General features: G+C 67.9%; 13 protein-coding genes and 2 riboswitches. Of the genes, 8 read left to right on the top strand and 5 right to left on the bottom strand.

Translation table 11 applies throughout. From position 1 onward, the window contains the following. Positions 1–126: 126 nt before the first annotated feature. Positions 127–765 (bottom strand): VOC family protein, encoded by a 639-nt coding sequence (locus ACZY0Y_RS03150; RefSeq protein WP_463883728.1) that lies wholly within the window; start codon positions 763–765, stop codon positions 127–129. Positions 766–969: 204 nt separating this feature from the next. Further along, positions 970–1,085, top strand: a riboswitch (SAM riboswitch). A gap of 64 nt (positions 1,086–1,149) precedes the next feature. Between ACZY0Y_RS03150 and ACZY0Y_RS03145 the strand changes: the two genes are divergently transcribed. The 3 genes from ACZY0Y_RS03145 to ACZY0Y_RS03135 all read left to right on the top strand — a co-directional run bounded on the left by ACZY0Y_RS03145 (position 1,150) and on the right by ACZY0Y_RS03135 (position 5,492). Next, positions 1,150–2,466 carry a bifunctional o-acetylhomoserine/o-acetylserine sulfhydrylase gene (locus ACZY0Y_RS03145; protein ID WP_463956772.1) on the top strand — a complete coding sequence of 439 codons (1,317 nt, stop codon included), beginning with the start codon at positions 1,150–1,152 and terminating at the stop codon, positions 2,464–2,466. Between the two features lie 137 nt (positions 2,467–2,603). After that, positions 2,604–2,719, top strand: a riboswitch (SAM riboswitch). Between the two features lie 10 nt (positions 2,720–2,729). Next, complete coding sequence (gene metX / locus ACZY0Y_RS03140; protein WP_463956770.1) at positions 2,730–3,929, top strand: homoserine O-acetyltransferase MetX; 1,200 nt, start codon at positions 2,730–2,732, stop codon at positions 3,927–3,929. Between the two features lie 180 nt (positions 3,930–4,109). Continuing rightward, positions 4,110–5,492 carry an MFS transporter gene (locus ACZY0Y_RS03135; RefSeq protein WP_160666898.1) on the top strand — a complete coding sequence of 461 codons (1,383 nt, stop codon included), beginning with the start codon at positions 4,110–4,112 and terminating at the stop codon, positions 5,490–5,492. Positions 5,493–5,698: 206 nt separating this feature from the next. Here ACZY0Y_RS03135 and ACZY0Y_RS03130 read toward each other — a convergent pair whose 3' ends face one another. Continuing rightward, positions 5,699–6,598 (bottom strand): LysR family transcriptional regulator, encoded by a 900-nt coding sequence (locus ACZY0Y_RS03130; protein WP_160669119.1) that lies wholly within the window; start codon positions 6,596–6,598, stop codon positions 5,699–5,701. A 189-nt stretch (positions 6,599–6,787) separates the two neighbouring features. On the opposite strand from ACZY0Y_RS03130, the gene mmsB reads away from it, so the two are divergent. The 3 genes from mmsB (at position 6,788) to ACZY0Y_RS03115 (ending at position 9,902) form a co-directional block, all read left to right on the top strand. Continuing rightward, complete coding sequence (mmsB, locus tag ACZY0Y_RS03125) at positions 6,788–7,690, top strand: 3-hydroxyisobutyrate dehydrogenase (RefSeq protein WP_463884851.1); 903 nt, start codon at positions 6,788–6,790, stop codon at positions 7,688–7,690. A gap of 33 nt (positions 7,691–7,723) precedes the next feature. Then, a complete protein-coding gene (locus ACZY0Y_RS03120; protein ID WP_160666894.1) occupies positions 7,724–9,208 on the top strand; it encodes a CoA-acylating methylmalonate-semialdehyde dehydrogenase in 1,485 nt (494 codons plus the stop codon). 85 nt (positions 9,209–9,293) lie between these two features. Then, a complete protein-coding gene (locus ACZY0Y_RS03115) occupies positions 9,294–9,902 on the top strand; it encodes an isochorismatase family protein (RefSeq protein ID WP_463956769.1) in 609 nt (202 codons plus the stop codon). On the opposite strand, the gene ACZY0Y_RS03110 is transcribed toward ACZY0Y_RS03115, so the two are convergent. Next, positions 9,889–10,473, bottom strand: coding sequence for a hypothetical protein (locus ACZY0Y_RS03110; RefSeq protein WP_463956768.1), 585 nt, complete (start codon positions 10,471–10,473; stop codon positions 9,889–9,891). The two genes, ACZY0Y_RS03115 and ACZY0Y_RS03110, sit on opposite strands and share 14 nt — an antisense overlap. Before the next feature lie 102 nt (positions 10,474–10,575). After that, positions 10,576–11,451, bottom strand: coding sequence for an SGNH/GDSL hydrolase family protein (locus ACZY0Y_RS03105; RefSeq protein WP_463956766.1), 876 nt, complete (start codon positions 11,449–11,451; stop codon positions 10,576–10,578). Positions 11,452–11,521: 70 nt separating this feature from the next. Here ACZY0Y_RS03105 and ACZY0Y_RS03100 point away from each other — a divergent pair, with 70 nt between their 5' ends. Further along, positions 11,522–12,172, top strand: coding sequence for an alpha/beta hydrolase (locus ACZY0Y_RS03100; RefSeq protein WP_463956765.1), 651 nt, complete (start codon positions 11,522–11,524; stop codon positions 12,170–12,172). Positions 12,173–12,216: 44 nt separating this feature from the next. On the opposite strand, the gene ACZY0Y_RS03095 is transcribed toward ACZY0Y_RS03100, so the two are convergent. Further along, positions 12,217–12,453 (bottom strand): RNA-binding S4 domain-containing protein, encoded by a 237-nt coding sequence (locus ACZY0Y_RS03095; RefSeq protein WP_024366167.1) that lies wholly within the window; start codon positions 12,451–12,453, stop codon positions 12,217–12,219. A gap of 33 nt (positions 12,454–12,486) precedes the next feature. Between ACZY0Y_RS03095 and ACZY0Y_RS03090 the strand changes: the two genes are divergently transcribed. Further along, positions 12,487–13,461 carry a DMT family transporter gene (locus tag ACZY0Y_RS03090; protein WP_463884843.1) on the top strand — a complete coding sequence of 325 codons (975 nt, stop codon included), beginning with the start codon at positions 12,487–12,489 and terminating at the stop codon, positions 13,459–13,461. Positions 13,462–13,561 lie beyond the last annotated feature (100 nt).

The following is a 13,561-nucleotide window of genomic DNA, read 5'->3' as shown; positions in this document are numbered from 1 at the left end:
CTCTCCGAACCCTACAGCAGACCGCTAATGGACCCCGCGTTGGGTGTTAAAAGATTTCGGCCGCCATCGGTGGGTGACGTCATTGGCACCCGCTGATGGCGGCCGAAGTGTGGGGCGGTAAGGAACTCAGATGGTGACGGCTCCGGAAGCTGTCTCGAAGGTGACGGAGAGGATGCCGGGTGTCCCGCGGGGAGCGAGCCAGTTCACGGCCACGTCCTCCAGCGGCTTCTCCACCGGAACACCGAGCCATTCGGTGACGCGCTCCGCCGAGCCGACGATCGTGAGCGCGGACATCTTGACGTTGCTCTCGTAGGCCTTGGACGGGTGGAGTTCCGGATCGCCCTCCCACTTGAGCATGTAGGGGACCTGGGGATCGGCGATGAGTCCGAGGATGCCGATCTGCTTCCAGACCAGTTCGCGGCCGTCCGGGAACTTGCGGTTGCCGTTGACGGCAGCCCGTCCCAGCCGCTCCTCGAACGGGGCGAGGTCGTCAACTTCGACGCACCAGCCCATCCAGCCGCCGCCTGCTTCGGAGCGGGCACGGACGGCCTGGCCGAAGGGGGCCTTGTCGGAGGCCGGGTGGTTCAGGACCTCCACGACTTCAACGTATTTGTGTCCCGCGAGCGGGATAATCATGTTGCGGGTCCCGAATCGGGGGTGTACTCCGCCCTTCACGGCTTCCACGCCGAGGGCAGACGCAATTCGTTCGGTGGTGGCAGCGAGGCCATCTTGTTCACAGGCGTAAGAGACGTGATCCATGCGCATGCCCTCATCTTGGCACTTTGTGATGCGGCTCTCAGCTTAGGATCTCCTAACCGTGATGGGATGTCCTCCCGTGGGCTGTCCGGCCCGGCATTTCTCCGCGTCAACGCCGGGATCTGAAGGCCGTGGCCGGGTACGCCGGCCGGGCAACTTCATGTTCGTCACAAAGCTATCCACAGCCCGGAACCGCTTCCTAGACTGGGGTCAGGTCATGAGTGCCAGCGCACAGCCCCGGCTTGCTGGCCGGCAACCCTCGTTTCGCGGTGGGGTGCCCCGGGTGAAGACCTGGCCGTCCGGCACCCGCCGGAGGGCAAGCGCGGCGCCAGTGTTGACCCGGGCCCAGGGGCTCTGGTGCTTCCTGTGCCCGGTCCCCTAAGGAGTGTCCCGATGTCCAGTGCCTGGTCCTTCGAAACCCGTCAGATCCACGCCGGCCAGGAGCCGGACAGCGCCACCGGTGCCCGGTCGCTGCCGATCTACCAGACGACGTCGTTCGTCTTCCCCAGCGCCGAAAGCGCCGCCAACCGCTTCGCCCTGGCCGAACGGGCTCCCATCTACACCCGGATCGGCAACCCCACCCAGGACGCTGTGGAGCAGCGGGTGGCCAGCCTGGAAGGCGGACTGGCGGCGCTGCTGCTGAGCTCCGGACAGGCCGCGGAGACCTTAGCGATCCTGAACGTCGCGGAGGCTGGCGACCATGTGGTGGCCAGCCCCAGCCTGTACGGCGGCACCTACAACCTGCTGGCGCACACGCTGAAGAAGTTCGGCATCTCCGTGACCTTCGTGCCGGACCCGGACAACCTGGCGCAGTGGCGGGATGCCGTTCAGCCCAATACCAAACTGTTCTTTGGCGAAGTCGTCTCCAACCCCCGCCAGGACGTGCTGGACATCGAGGGCATCTCGCAGGTGGCCCACGAGGCAGGCGTGCCGCTGATCGTGGACAACACCCTCTCCACACCGTTCCTCATCCGCCCGATCGAGTGGGGCGCAGACATCGTGGTGCACTCCGCGACCAAGTACCTCGGCGGACATGGCACGGCCATCGCCGGCGTGATCGTGGATTCCGGCAACTTCGACTTCGGCAAGGACCCGGAGCGCTTCCCCGGCTTCAACACACCGGACCCCACGTACAACGGACTGGTCTACGCCCGGGACCTGGGTGCGGACGGTGCCCTCGGCGCCAACCTGTCCTACATCCTCAAGGCGCGGGTCCAGCTGCTGCGCGACCTCGGTTCGGCGGTGTCCCCGTTCAACGCCTTCCTCATCGCCCAGGGCATCGAGACCCTGAGCCTGCGCATGGAGCGGCACGTCGCCAACGCCGTCAAGGTGGCCGAATGGCTCGAGGCCAGGGACGACGTCGAATCCGTCGCCTACGCCGGGCTGCCCTCCAGCCCCTGGTACGAGCGCGGCCGCAAGTACGGTCCGAAGGGGACCGGCGCCGTCGTTTCCTTCAACCTCGCCGGGGGAGCGGAGGCCGGCAAACGCTTTGTGGACGCCCTCGAACTGCACTCACACGTGGCCAACATCGGGGACGTGCGCTCGCTGGTCATCCACCCGGCGTCGACCACCCACAGCCAGCTCTCGCCGGAACAGCAGACGGTTGCCGGCGTGAACCCCGGCCTCGTGCGGCTCTCCGTGGGCCTGGAGCACATCGACGACATCCTCGCCGACCTGGACGCCGGATTCCGCGCAGCCAAGACCGCCTGATCACCGCCAGGGCCCGGGCGTCCCTGCCGTGTGGCGCGGGCGCCGGGGCTCCGGGTTCTCGCAGGTGACGACGCCGGGAGTCATACGGGCGTCACAATCTTCGCCACCGGGCCGCCGCATTTCGTAGACTCAGTGGAGGTCATGAGTGCCAGCGACAGCCCCGGCTTGCTGGCCGGCAACCCTCCTTTTGCGGCGGGGTGCCCCGGGTGAAGACTTGGCCCGCCGGTCAGCTGACGGCGGGCAAGCGCGAAGTGAGGTCCCACATGAGCATTGCCGCCACCCGCCAGGGTGCACCTGTAAGCAAGGCCCCCCAATCCCCGGTCCCGGGTCGCAGTGTCCCTGACACGTCTGTTGCTGGCGCGCCCGTTGCTGACGCAGTCCTCGACGGAACGGTCCAGTACCTCCGGATCGGGGATCTGGAGCTCGAATCCGGCGCCCGGCTGCCGGACGTCACCCTCGGCTACGAGACGTGGGGGACCCTGAACCCGGAACGCTCCAATGCCGTGCTGATCGAGCACGCGCTGACGGGTGACACCCACGTCACGCGGGGCGCCAGCGAGGAACCGGGCTGGTGGGAGCAGCTCGCCGGCCCCGGCGCCCCCGTGGACACGGACAAGTACTTCGTTGTCTCCATCAACATCCTCGGCGGCTGCTACGGCTCCACCGGGCCCTCGTCGGCGGCGCCCGACGGGAAGCCGTGGGGCTCGCGGTTCCCGCTCGTGACGCTGCGGGACACCACCGAGGCCGAGGCCAGGCTGGCGGACGCCCTGGGCATCCGGAGCTGGTACGCCGTGCTGGGCGGCTCCCTGGGTGGGGCGCGTGCCCTGGAGTGGGCCGTCAGTCACCCGGAACGGGTCCAGCGCTGCGGCGTCATTTCGGTCGGGGCCAGCAGCACCGCAGAACAGATTGCCTTCGCCCAGGCGCAGACGCTCGCCATCCGGCAGGACCCCAACTTCAACGGCGGGGACTACTACGGCGGGCCCGAACCGGAAGCGGGCCTGGCGCTGGCCCGGCGGATCGCGCACATCACCTACCGCTCGGCCGCGGAGCTGGATGGACGCTTCGGCCGGAACGCCCAGGACGCGGAGGCTCCGCTGGAAGCCGGATCCCTCGCCGGGCGGGGGCGCTACCAGGTGGAGAGCTACCTCGACCACCAGGGCAACAAACTGGTCCGCCGCTTCGATGCGAACAGCTACATTGCCATCACCGAGGCACTCATGAGCCATGACATCAGCCGGGGCCGCGGCGCCCTCACGGAAGCACTGGCACCCGCCACCGCGGAGTTCCTGGTGGCGGCCGTCGACTCGGACCGGCTGTACTTCCCGGCCCAGTCCCAGGCGCTCGCCGACGCCCTGCCGGGCGACGTTACCGTGCACACCATCGAGGCACCGATCGGACACGACGGCTTCCTCACTGAGATCGGCCAGCTCAACGACCAGCTCCGACAGTACTTCTTCGGCTAGTCCTTCGACTAAAAACCGCGTCCGGTGTGCATTTTTGCAGATGCGCTCTGCACTAATGGCCGTTGAGGCCCGGGCCGGAAGCGACCATACTCGTGGGGAATGGCGCCGCGTGTCTCACATCACAAGCGCCCTCCTCCCAATGGTCCACGAGGCGTCGACGACGACGCCAAAGGAGTCGAAATGAGCACGGAAAACGCGGCCGCAAGGCGCGCAGAAGAGACCGACGTCAAGACGTCCGGCCTCAAAAAAGTAGTAACGGCCTCCATGGCCGGAACCGTCGTCGAGTGGTACGAGTTCTTCCTCTACGCCTCCGCGGCCACCCTTGTCTTCGGCAAGACGTTCTTCCCCAACTCCGGCACGGAACTGGACGGCATCATTGCAGCCTTCCTCACCTACGCTGTCGGCTTCGTCGCCCGCCCCATCGGCGGCATCGTCTTCGGACACTTCGGCGACAAGTTCGGCCGCAAGCAGCTCCTCCAGCTCAGCATCATCCTGGTCGGCGTCTCCACCTTCCTGATGGGCTGCCTGCCGACCTTCCAGCAGATCGGCTACTGGGCTCCGGCCCTCCTCGTGTTCCTGCGCTTCGCCCAGGGCTTCGCCGTCGGCGGTGAATGGGGCGGCGCTGTCCTCCTCGTGGCCGAGCACAGCCCGAGCAAGTCCCGCGGTTTCTGGTCTGCGTGGCCGCAGTCGGCCGTCCCGCTGGGCAACCTGCTGGCCACGGCCGTGCTGTTCACCTTGTCCTCTGTGCTGTCCTCCGCCGACTTCCTCAGCTGGGGCTGGCGCGTGGCCTTCTGGCTCTCCGCTGTGATCGTGCTGGTGGGCTACTACATCCGGACCAAGGTCACGGACGCCCCCATCTTCCTGGAGGCCCAGAAGGAAGTCACCGTCGAGAAGAAGGGCTACGGCGTCGGCGAAGTGTTCCGCCGCTACCCGCGTGGCGTCTTCACCGCGATGGGCCTGCGCTTCGCGGAGAACATCCTCTACTACCTCGTGGTCACGTTCTCCATCACGTACCTGAAGGTCATCGTGCAGACGGACACCGCCCGCATCCTCCTCCTGCTGCTGGTGGCGCACGCAATCCACTTCGCCGTGATCCCCATGGTCGGCAAGCTCTCCGACAACCTCGGCCGCAAGCCGGTCTACATGGCCGGTGCTGTCCTTGGCGGCACCTGGGGCTTCTTCGCCTTCCCGATGATGGACACCAAGAACGACCTCGTCATCCTCGCGGCGATCACCATCGGTCTGCTGTTCCACTCGCTTATGTACGCCGGCCAGCCGGCCATCATGGCCGAGATGTTCCCGACCCGGATGCGCTACTCCGGCGTCTCGCTGGGCTACCAGGTCACCTCGATCGTGGCCGGTTCGATGGCCCCGATCATCGCCGTCGCCCTGCTGAGCCAGTTCAAGTCCTCCGTCCCGGTGGCCATCTACCTGCTCGGCGCCTGCCTGGTCACCATGGTGGCGGTGTACTTCCTCAAGGAAACCCGCGGAGTATCACTGCACGACGTCGACGCCGCCGATGCCCAGGGCACTGCAGACCTGCTCGCCGCAGGCAAGAAGTAGCAGGCATGAAGTAACAGCCAAAAAAGAACGGCCCGGGTCCCCGCAATGCGGGCGGCCCGGGCCGTTCGTTTTGGGTTCAGGTGGCGCCCTGATGTGTGCCCGTTCGCCGTCCGGGGCGCCTTTGAGCACGATTCCGGCCCTTGGGTCCACTGTCCGCGGCGTGTCCGTGTCAAAGTGCCCCCGGACCGCTTCTCGCTGCAGCTCGTTCAGCCTGCCAGGACCGCCTGGCGGTCGGAGATCTCGGTCCGGACCGCTTCAAGCACCGCCTGCACCGGGGCCGAGCGCAACGATTCCGAACGGGCCACCGCCCAGATCGGAAGCTGCCGCTGGAAGTCGTCCGGCAAAACAGGCAGGAAGCTGGGGTCGCCGACCGCCAGGAAGTTGGGCAGCAGGCCGATCCCGGCGCCCCGGCGCACCGCCTCCAGCTGGGCAAAGATGCTGGTGGCCTGGAAGCTGGAGCGCGGGACGGGAAGCTGCGTGGAACGGTGGCCGAGCTCGGCCACCTGCAGGGCCGACTCGACGTAGGAGACAAAACCGTGCTGCCGGACGTCGTCAAGCGTTACCGGCAGGCCATGTTCCCGGGCGTACTGCGGGCTGGCATAGAGCCGGAGGAAGTAGTTGGACAGGAAGATGGGCTGCGCGTTGCTGACGTCGAGATTGCCCACCACCACTTCGAGGTCCACGCCGGAGCGGTTCTGGCTCACCTTCCGCGTGGCGCTGAGCATTTCAACGTTGAGCAGCGGATGCTGGCGCTGCAGCCGGACGAGCGCCGGAGCGACAAATTCGGCGCCGAACCCGTCGGGGGTGCTGATCCGGACCAGGCCCGAGAGCACGTCCTCGGAGTGTGCGATCCGGTTCGTGAGCGCACCGAGGGTACCCTCGATCGCCTCGGCGGCCGCCACGGCCTCGCCGCCCAGGTCCGTTAGTTCCCAGCCGTGCGGGCTCCGCTCGAGGGTGCGCCCGCCCAGCTGCTTGTCCAGCGCCAGGATCCGGCGGGAGATGGTGGTGTGGGTGGTGCCGAGGGTTTCCGCCACGGCGTTGAACCGGCCCAGCCGGGCCACGGTCAGCAGGATGAGCAAGTCATCCGGACTTGGAAGCCGCCTCAAATCCACCATGACTCCTCTGGATCCCGGCATGTGCATCCATGCACATACCATCTGTAGTTTTTTGCCTTGATTGCACTGTAGCAGGGTGTGATGCTGGACACGGAACATCCGGCGCACGGCCGGATCACGGGCTGCCAGCGGCAGCCGCAGCAGGACGCACGCACGACGCAAAGCAAAGGAGCTTATGCCATGGCAGTAATCGCTTGGATCGGACTGGGGAACATGGGCGGGTCCATGTCGGTGAACCTCGCCAAGGCAGGCCACGACGTCCGCGGTTTCGACCTCAACACCGAGGCCGTTGCCGCCGCCACCGCCGGTGGCGTCAAGCCCGCCGGAAGCATCGCCGAAGCGGTCGACGGCGCCGACGTCGTCTTCACCATGCTCCCCAAGGGCGAACACGCCCGCGCCGTATACCTCGGCGAGGACGGCGTCCTGGCCCATGCAGACACGCGCACGCTGCTGGTGGATTCCTCCACGATCGACATCGCCTCCGCCCAGGCCCTGCACGACGCCGCTGCTGCCGCCGGGTTCCGCTTCGTCGACGCCCCCGTCTCCGGCGGCATGAGCGGCGCGAAGGCAGCCACCCTGACCTTCATGATCGGCGGCGAGACCGGCGCGGTGGCCGAGGCCACCGAATACATCAGGCCGATGGCCGCCAACATCATCCCCACCGGCGGCGGCACCACCGGCCAGGCCGCGAAAATCTGCAACAACCTCATGCTCTTCATCAACCTGGCCTCGACCGCGGAAGGCGCTGTCCTGGCCGACCGGCTCGGACTGGACAAGCAGGTCTTCTGGGACATCGCCTCCGTATCCTCCGGCGACAGCTGGGCGCTGCGCACCTGGTACCCGGTGGCCGGCGTCGTGCCCACCGCGGCGTCGAACAACGACTTTGCCCCCACCTTCACCACCGAGCTGGCCAACAAAGACATCGGACTCGCCATCAGCGCCGCGCGGGACACCGGAACCCCGCTGGAAATCGGCGAGCACGTCCAGCAGCTCTTCCAGCGCCTCATCGACTCCGGCAACTCCGGCATGGACTGCTCCGCGATCGTCAAGCTGGTCGACGGCACCCTCGACTCCGCCAAGTAAGCCCCCCGCATCCTTTAGAAAGAGACCCACCCCATGGAACGCATTCCGCACTTCATCAACGGCGCCCTGATTTCCGACGCCGAGCGCTACGGTCCCGTCTTCAACCCGGCCACCGGCGAGCAGGAAAAAGAGGTCGCCCTCGCCTCCGCATCCCGCGTCGAGGAGGCCATCCAGGCGGCCCGCGCCGCCCTGCCCGGCTGGCGCGCCACAAGCCTCGCCAAGCGCACCACCATCTTCTTCAAGGTCCGTGAACTGCTCATGCAGCGCCGGCCCGAACTCGCCGCCCTGCTGACCAGCGAACACGGCAAGGTCCTCTCCGACGCCGAGGGGGAGATCACCCGCGGCCTGGAGAACATCGAATTCGCCACCGGGCTGTCCCACGCGCTCAAGGGTGAACGCTCCGAACAGGTCGCCGGCGGCGTCGACGTCCACTCGGTGCGCCAGCCCGTCGGAGTGGTCGCCTGCATCACGCCGTTCAACTTCCCGGCCATGGTGCCCCTGTGGATGATCGGCAGCGCCCTGGCCTGCGGTAATACAGTGCTGCTCAAGCCCAGCGAAAAGGACCCGTCCTCCGCGATCTTCATCGCCCAGGTCTTCGCCGAGGCCGGCCTGCCAGCCGGTGTCCTCAACGTCGTCCATGGCGACAAGGAGGCCGTCGACGTGCTCCTCGAACACCCCGACGTCAAGGCCATCAGCTTCGTCGGTTCGACGCCCATCGCCCAGTCCATCTACAAGCGCGCCGCCGACCACGGCAAGCGCGTGCAGGCCCTGGGCGGTGCGAAGAACCACATGGTGGTCCTGCCGGATGCGGACCTGTTCATGGCCGCCGATGCCGCCGTCTCCGCCGCTTACGGCTCCGCGGGTGAGCGCTGCATGGCCGTCAGCGTCCTGGTCGCCGTCGGGAACATCGCCGACGAGCTTGTCGGGGCGATCACCACCCGGATGGGGACGCTGAAGATCGGGCCCGGCACCGACCCGGCCTCGCAGATGGGTCCCCTCATCACCGCGGAGCACCGCGACAAGGTTGCTTCCTACGTCGCCGGCGCGGCCGAGGAAGGCGCCACCGTGGTGGTGGACGGCCGGGAGCAGAAGTTCGACTCCAACGGCTTCTTCATCGGCGTCAGCCTGGTCGACCACGTCAAGCCCGGCATGAAGGTCTACGACGACGAGATCTTCGGCCCGGTCCTGTCCGTGGTCCGTGTCGAGACCTACGCGGACGCCGTCAGGCTCGTCAACGACAACGAGTTCGGCAACGGCGTGGCGATCTTCACCCGCGACGGCGGCGCCGCACGCCAGTTCGAGTTCGACGTCGAGGCCGGCATGGTGGGCGTGAACGTGCCCATCCCGGTACCCGTGGGGACCTTCTCCTTCGGCGGCTGGAAGAACTCACTCTTCGGCGACACCCACATGTACGGCCCGGAGAGCATCCGCTTCTACACCCGCGGCAAGGTGGTCACCACCCGCTGGCCGGACCCGTCCACCTCGGTGATCGACCTCGGTTTCCCCCAGGTCGACTGACACCCCCCCCAAAGCAACGCGGGGTCACCTACGGCCCATCCGCCCGGCGGAATGGGCCGTAGGTGACCCCGCGTTGGTTGGAGCCTTGGGACTAGAGTGGGCAGCCAGGGACACCCCGGCTCCAGGAGGCATTGTGACCACGCTCGTCAACCGCCCCAACACGGCATTGCTCGTCGTCGACATGCAGCTCGGCGTCGTCGCGGATGCCTACCGCCGCGACGACGTCATCGCGACCATCGCCGCCCTCGTGGAGAAGGCGCGCGGCGCCGGCGTGGACGTCGTCTGGGTGCAGCACAGCGGCGAAGAACTCCCGCGCGGCAGCGACGGCTGGCCGTATGTGCCGGAGCTTGTGCGGCGCGATTCGGAGCCGCTCGTGCCGAAGGAGTACAGCGACGCGTTCGAGGCGACCGACTTGGAGTCCGTGCTCGCCGATCGCGGCATCGGCCGCTTCTTCCTGGCCGGCGCGCAGACCGACGAGTGCATCCGTTCGACGCTCCACGGCGGGATCACCCGCGGCTACGACGTCACGCTGGTCGCGGACGCGCACACCACCGAGGACTCGAGCGAATTTGGCGCGCCGCCGCCTGAGCTGGTGGTGGCCCACACCAATTTGTACTGGCAGTACCACCGGGCCCCCGGGAGGAAGGCAGGAACGGTCAACGCGGCCGACGTCGACTTCGCTAGCCCTTCATGATGTCCGCGCGCTGGGCCATGTAGTCCTCCATGGACAGCTCGCCCTCGCTGTACCGCTGGTCCAGTTCCGCGAGCTTGCGCGCCCGGAAGCCCTGCGGGGCCGACGGCGGAGCAGGCACCGCCGGGCCTGCCGGCTGCGGATTGTTGGGCTGCGGCGGGGTGGACTGGCCGCCGTTGAACTGCTGCGGATCCTGCTGCTGGAAGGGCCGGTTGCCGGGGTACTCCGGGCTGTCCTCGTAGGGGACAGGGGCCGGGTAGGACTGCCCGCCCGGATACGGCTGGCCCGGGTAGGGCTGGCCTGCCGGCGGCATGGGCTGCTGCGGGGCGCCGAGCTGGCCGAAGCCGCCGTAGTAGTCCCGCTGGGTGAAGCCGTCACGCGGCTGCTTGCTCTGCTGGCCCGGGTAGTTTCCGGCACCGCCTCCGGGAGTGTCTCCGGGGAACTGCCCGAACTGCTCCGGCCCGCCGGTCATGCCCTGGTTCTGGTTTCGGCCGCGCACCGACTTCTTGTAATAGCGCATCGCCATCGGGATCAGGAATGACAAAACGATGATCCAAAAGAACAGACTGTTCACGGTACCGGGCCTCTCAGGAAGTGTTCTTCCAGACTAACGCCCACACCCTGTCCACAGTGCCCGGGGGCCCGTGGCCGCGAGTGCCGGGCCGGCCGGCGTTGCTTAGGAGGGGACGGGTTCCCCGGCGCCGGGCGGGCCTTCGCCCGAGCCCAGCGGCATCCCGGGGCCGAATACCGGCCCCGGGAGGGGGCGCTTGGCCGTGACGCCATCGCCGGAGGAACGGTGCCGGATCCGCCGGACCACCCACGGCACAAAGTGCTCGCGCGCCCACACCAGATCCCCGGACCGGGCCTGCCGCCAGCTGCGCGGCGGCAGGGGCTTGGGGGAGAGCGGCTCCAGGGTGTGCTCGACGTTGAGGGAATCCAGGACCATGGCCGCGATCGTGTGGTGGCCCAGCGGCGAGAAGTGCAGGCGGTCCGCATCCCACATTTGCGGATCATTGAGCTGCCGCAGCGACCACATGTCCGCAATGATGGCGTCGTGGCGGGCCGCGATGGTGCGGAGGTTCTCGTTGTAGATGGCCACCTTGCTGCGGACCCGGCCCAGCACGGACGAGCCGGTGTCGGGACCGTTGAAGAGGACCACCGTGGCACCGGCCAGGCTCAGGATCTGCACTACCGAGTCCAGCTTCTCGGCCAGGGCATCCGGATCCCCGCCGGGGCGGATCAGGTCGTTCCCGCCGGCGGACAATGTCACAAGATCAGGCCGGAGCGACAGGCAATGTGCCAGCTGCTGGTCCACGATCTGCTGCAGGAGCCGGCCCCGGACGGCCAGGTTGGCGTAGGCGAACCCCTCGTGCCCGCGGCTCAACTCCTCGGCCACCCGGTCCGCCCAGCCCCGGTGTCCGCCCGGACTCGCCGGCTCGGGATCACCGATGCCCTCCGTGAAGGAGTCACCCATGGCCACGTAACGGGTCCAGGGGTGGGCGACGGCGTTGTCGGGGGAGTTCTCGATGGCCTCGGTTTCATTCACCTTCATATGGTGCACTCTTCCTGCAAAGCTACGCCACCGTAAGTTGTTACTTCCGGGTAACTGTAAGAATGGAGCCATGACTCAAGCCGCTGCCTTCCCCGCCCCCGTTGTCCTATGGTCCAAGCCCGAGGAGGAGCGCGCCGGCAAGCCGCTCCTGGTCCTGCTGCACGGCTACGGCGCCAACGAACGGGACCTCCTGAGCCTGGCGGACCTGTTGCCCGGGGAGTTTGTGGTGGCCTCGTTGCGTGCCCCGATGGTTTCCGGCCCCGGCTTCACATGGTTCCCGCTGACGGCGTCGATCGGCTACTCCCTCGACGCGGTCAAGGACGCCGCCTCGTATGTGGAGGACTGGCTCGACTCGGTCCGGTCGAACCACCCCTCCGTGACGCTGTTGGGTTTCTCGATGGGAATGGCGCTGGCCACCACGTTGCTGCGGCGGCGCCCCGCTGACTATGCCGCCGTCGTCGGGCTGTCCGGCTTCGCGGTCGACGCCGGCGCGGACCCCAGCTTCCGCGACGCCGAACTGGACGGAACGGTGCCGATGTTCTGGGGCCGTGACCAGCAGGATCCGGTGATCACGCCGGACAAGGTCGAGTACACCATGGGCTGGGTGCGCAAGCACGTGAAGCTCACCAAGGTCCTCTACACCGGGATGTGGCACGGCATCAACCAGCAGGAAATCGGGCACGTCTCCGAGTTCCTCACCCACGGGGTGCTGACCACGTAACCGCACGACGCCGGGCGGCTTCCGCCCGGCGTCCAACTCCGGGTCTAGGCTCCGGCGGGAGTGCTGATCCGGACTGTCCGGCCATTCACGGTGACAGTGTCGCCGTGGTGGAGCTGGCGGCCGCGGCGCTCATCGATCTCACCGTTGACCTTGACGAGTCCGCCCTTGATCAGCTCCGCCGCCTCCACACCGTCCTCGACCAGGCTGGCCAGCTTCAGGAGCTGACCGAGCCGGATCATGTCGTCGCGGATGGGGATCTCTTCAATTTCCGGGTTGCTCATACAAGCAATGATGCCTGACGAAAGGTGGCAGCAATGACGCACACACCCAGGCTCCCGTTCCTCGCCGGGCTGCCCCTCGCAGTGGCCGCGGGGCTGCTGATGCCCGTGCAGGGCAGGATCAACGGCGCCCTCGGGACGGCGCTCGCGGACGGGATCGCTGCCGCGGTGGTGAGTTTCACCACCGGGCTGGTGCTGATGACCGTAATTTCCCTCGCGCTGCCCGGAGGCCGGGCCGGGCTGGCGCGGATCCTGCCGGCAGTCCGTGAACGCCGGTTCCCGCCCTACTACCTGCTGGCCGGCTGCATCGGCGGGTTCTTCGTCTTCGCGCAGTCCTTCACCATCGGCCTGCTGGGCGTCGCCCTGTTCACCGTCGCCACCGTGACCGGGCAGACCCTCAGCGGCCTGCTGGTGGACCGGATGGGCATCGGACCGGCCGGCAGGAGATCCATCACCGGGATCCGGGTGATCGGCAGCATCCTGACCGTCGCCGCCGTCGCCTGGGCCGTCTCGCCGCGGTTCTCCGGCGCGGGAGCCGGGCCGGCGGAGCTGCTGGTCCCGGTGATCCTTCCCGTGCTGGCCGGCTTCCTGATGAGCTTCCAGCAGGCCATGAACGGCACCGCCGCGGTGCACTACGGCACCCCCATCGCGGCGACCCTGATGAACTTCATCGCCGGCGCGGTCCTGCTCTGGGCCGCCTGGCTGGTCAAGATCGCCGTCGCGGGGCCCGGCAACGCGCTGCCGGGCCAGTGGTGGTACTACCTTGGTGGACCCCTGGGCTGCGTCTTTATCGGCGTCGGTGCCCTGCTGGTCCGCAGCCTGGGCGTGCTGGTCACCGGACTCGGGATGATCGCGGGCCAGCTTCTGGGCTCCCTGGGGCTGGACCTGGCGTTCCCCGGACCCGGCACCGTGGTGGAGCTGCCCACCGTGCTCGGGACCCTGCTGACCCTTGGAGCGATTGTGCTCGCGAGCCTGCCCTGGCCCCGGGGCGCCATGCGCCGGGGCCGCTGACGCGGCCGGGGCCATCCACCGCCGGCGGCGCCGGGGACCAACGGGCCGGTAGGCTAGGAGACGCAGCGTCCTGCACCGCCAACATTGAGCACCTCTGCTC

The organism is Pseudarthrobacter kochi, from assembly GCF_055412805.1.
This window is presented reverse-complemented; position numbering and strand designations above follow the sequence as displayed.

Bases quoted from the DNA above. Each gene is read 5' to 3' on its own strand.
- ACZY0Y_RS03150 (WP_463883728.1), bottom strand. From the start codon at position 765: ATGCGCATGGATCACGTCTCTTACGCCTGTGAACAAGATGGCCTCGCT.
- ACZY0Y_RS03145 (WP_463956772.1), top strand. From the start codon at position 1,150: ATGTCCAGTGCCTGGTCCTTCGAAACCCGTCAGATCCACGCCGGCCAG.
- metX (WP_463956770.1), top strand. From the start codon at position 2,730: ATGAGCATTGCCGCCACCCGCCAGGGTGCACCTGTAAGCAAGGCCCCC.
- ACZY0Y_RS03135 (WP_160666898.1), top strand. From the start codon at position 4,110: ATGAGCACGGAAAACGCGGCCGCAAGGCGCGCAGAAGAGACCGACGTC.
- mmsB (WP_463884851.1), top strand. From the start codon at position 6,788: ATGGCAGTAATCGCTTGGATCGGACTGGGGAACATGGGCGGGTCCATG.
- ACZY0Y_RS03120 (WP_160666894.1), top strand. From the start codon at position 7,724: ATGGAACGCATTCCGCACTTCATCAACGGCGCCCTGATTTCCGACGCC.
- ACZY0Y_RS03105 (WP_463956766.1), bottom strand. From the start codon at position 11,451: ATGAAGGTGAATGAAACCGAGGCCATCGAGAACTCCCCCGACAACGCC.
- ACZY0Y_RS03100 (WP_463956765.1), top strand. From the start codon at position 11,522: ATGACTCAAGCCGCTGCCTTCCCCGCCCCCGTTGTCCTATGGTCCAAG.
- ACZY0Y_RS03095 (WP_024366167.1), bottom strand. From the start codon at position 12,453: ATGAGCAACCCGGAAATTGAAGAGATCCCCATCCGCGACGACATGATC.
- ACZY0Y_RS03090 (WP_463884843.1), top strand. From the start codon at position 12,487: ATGACGCACACACCCAGGCTCCCGTTCCTCGCCGGGCTGCCCCTCGCA.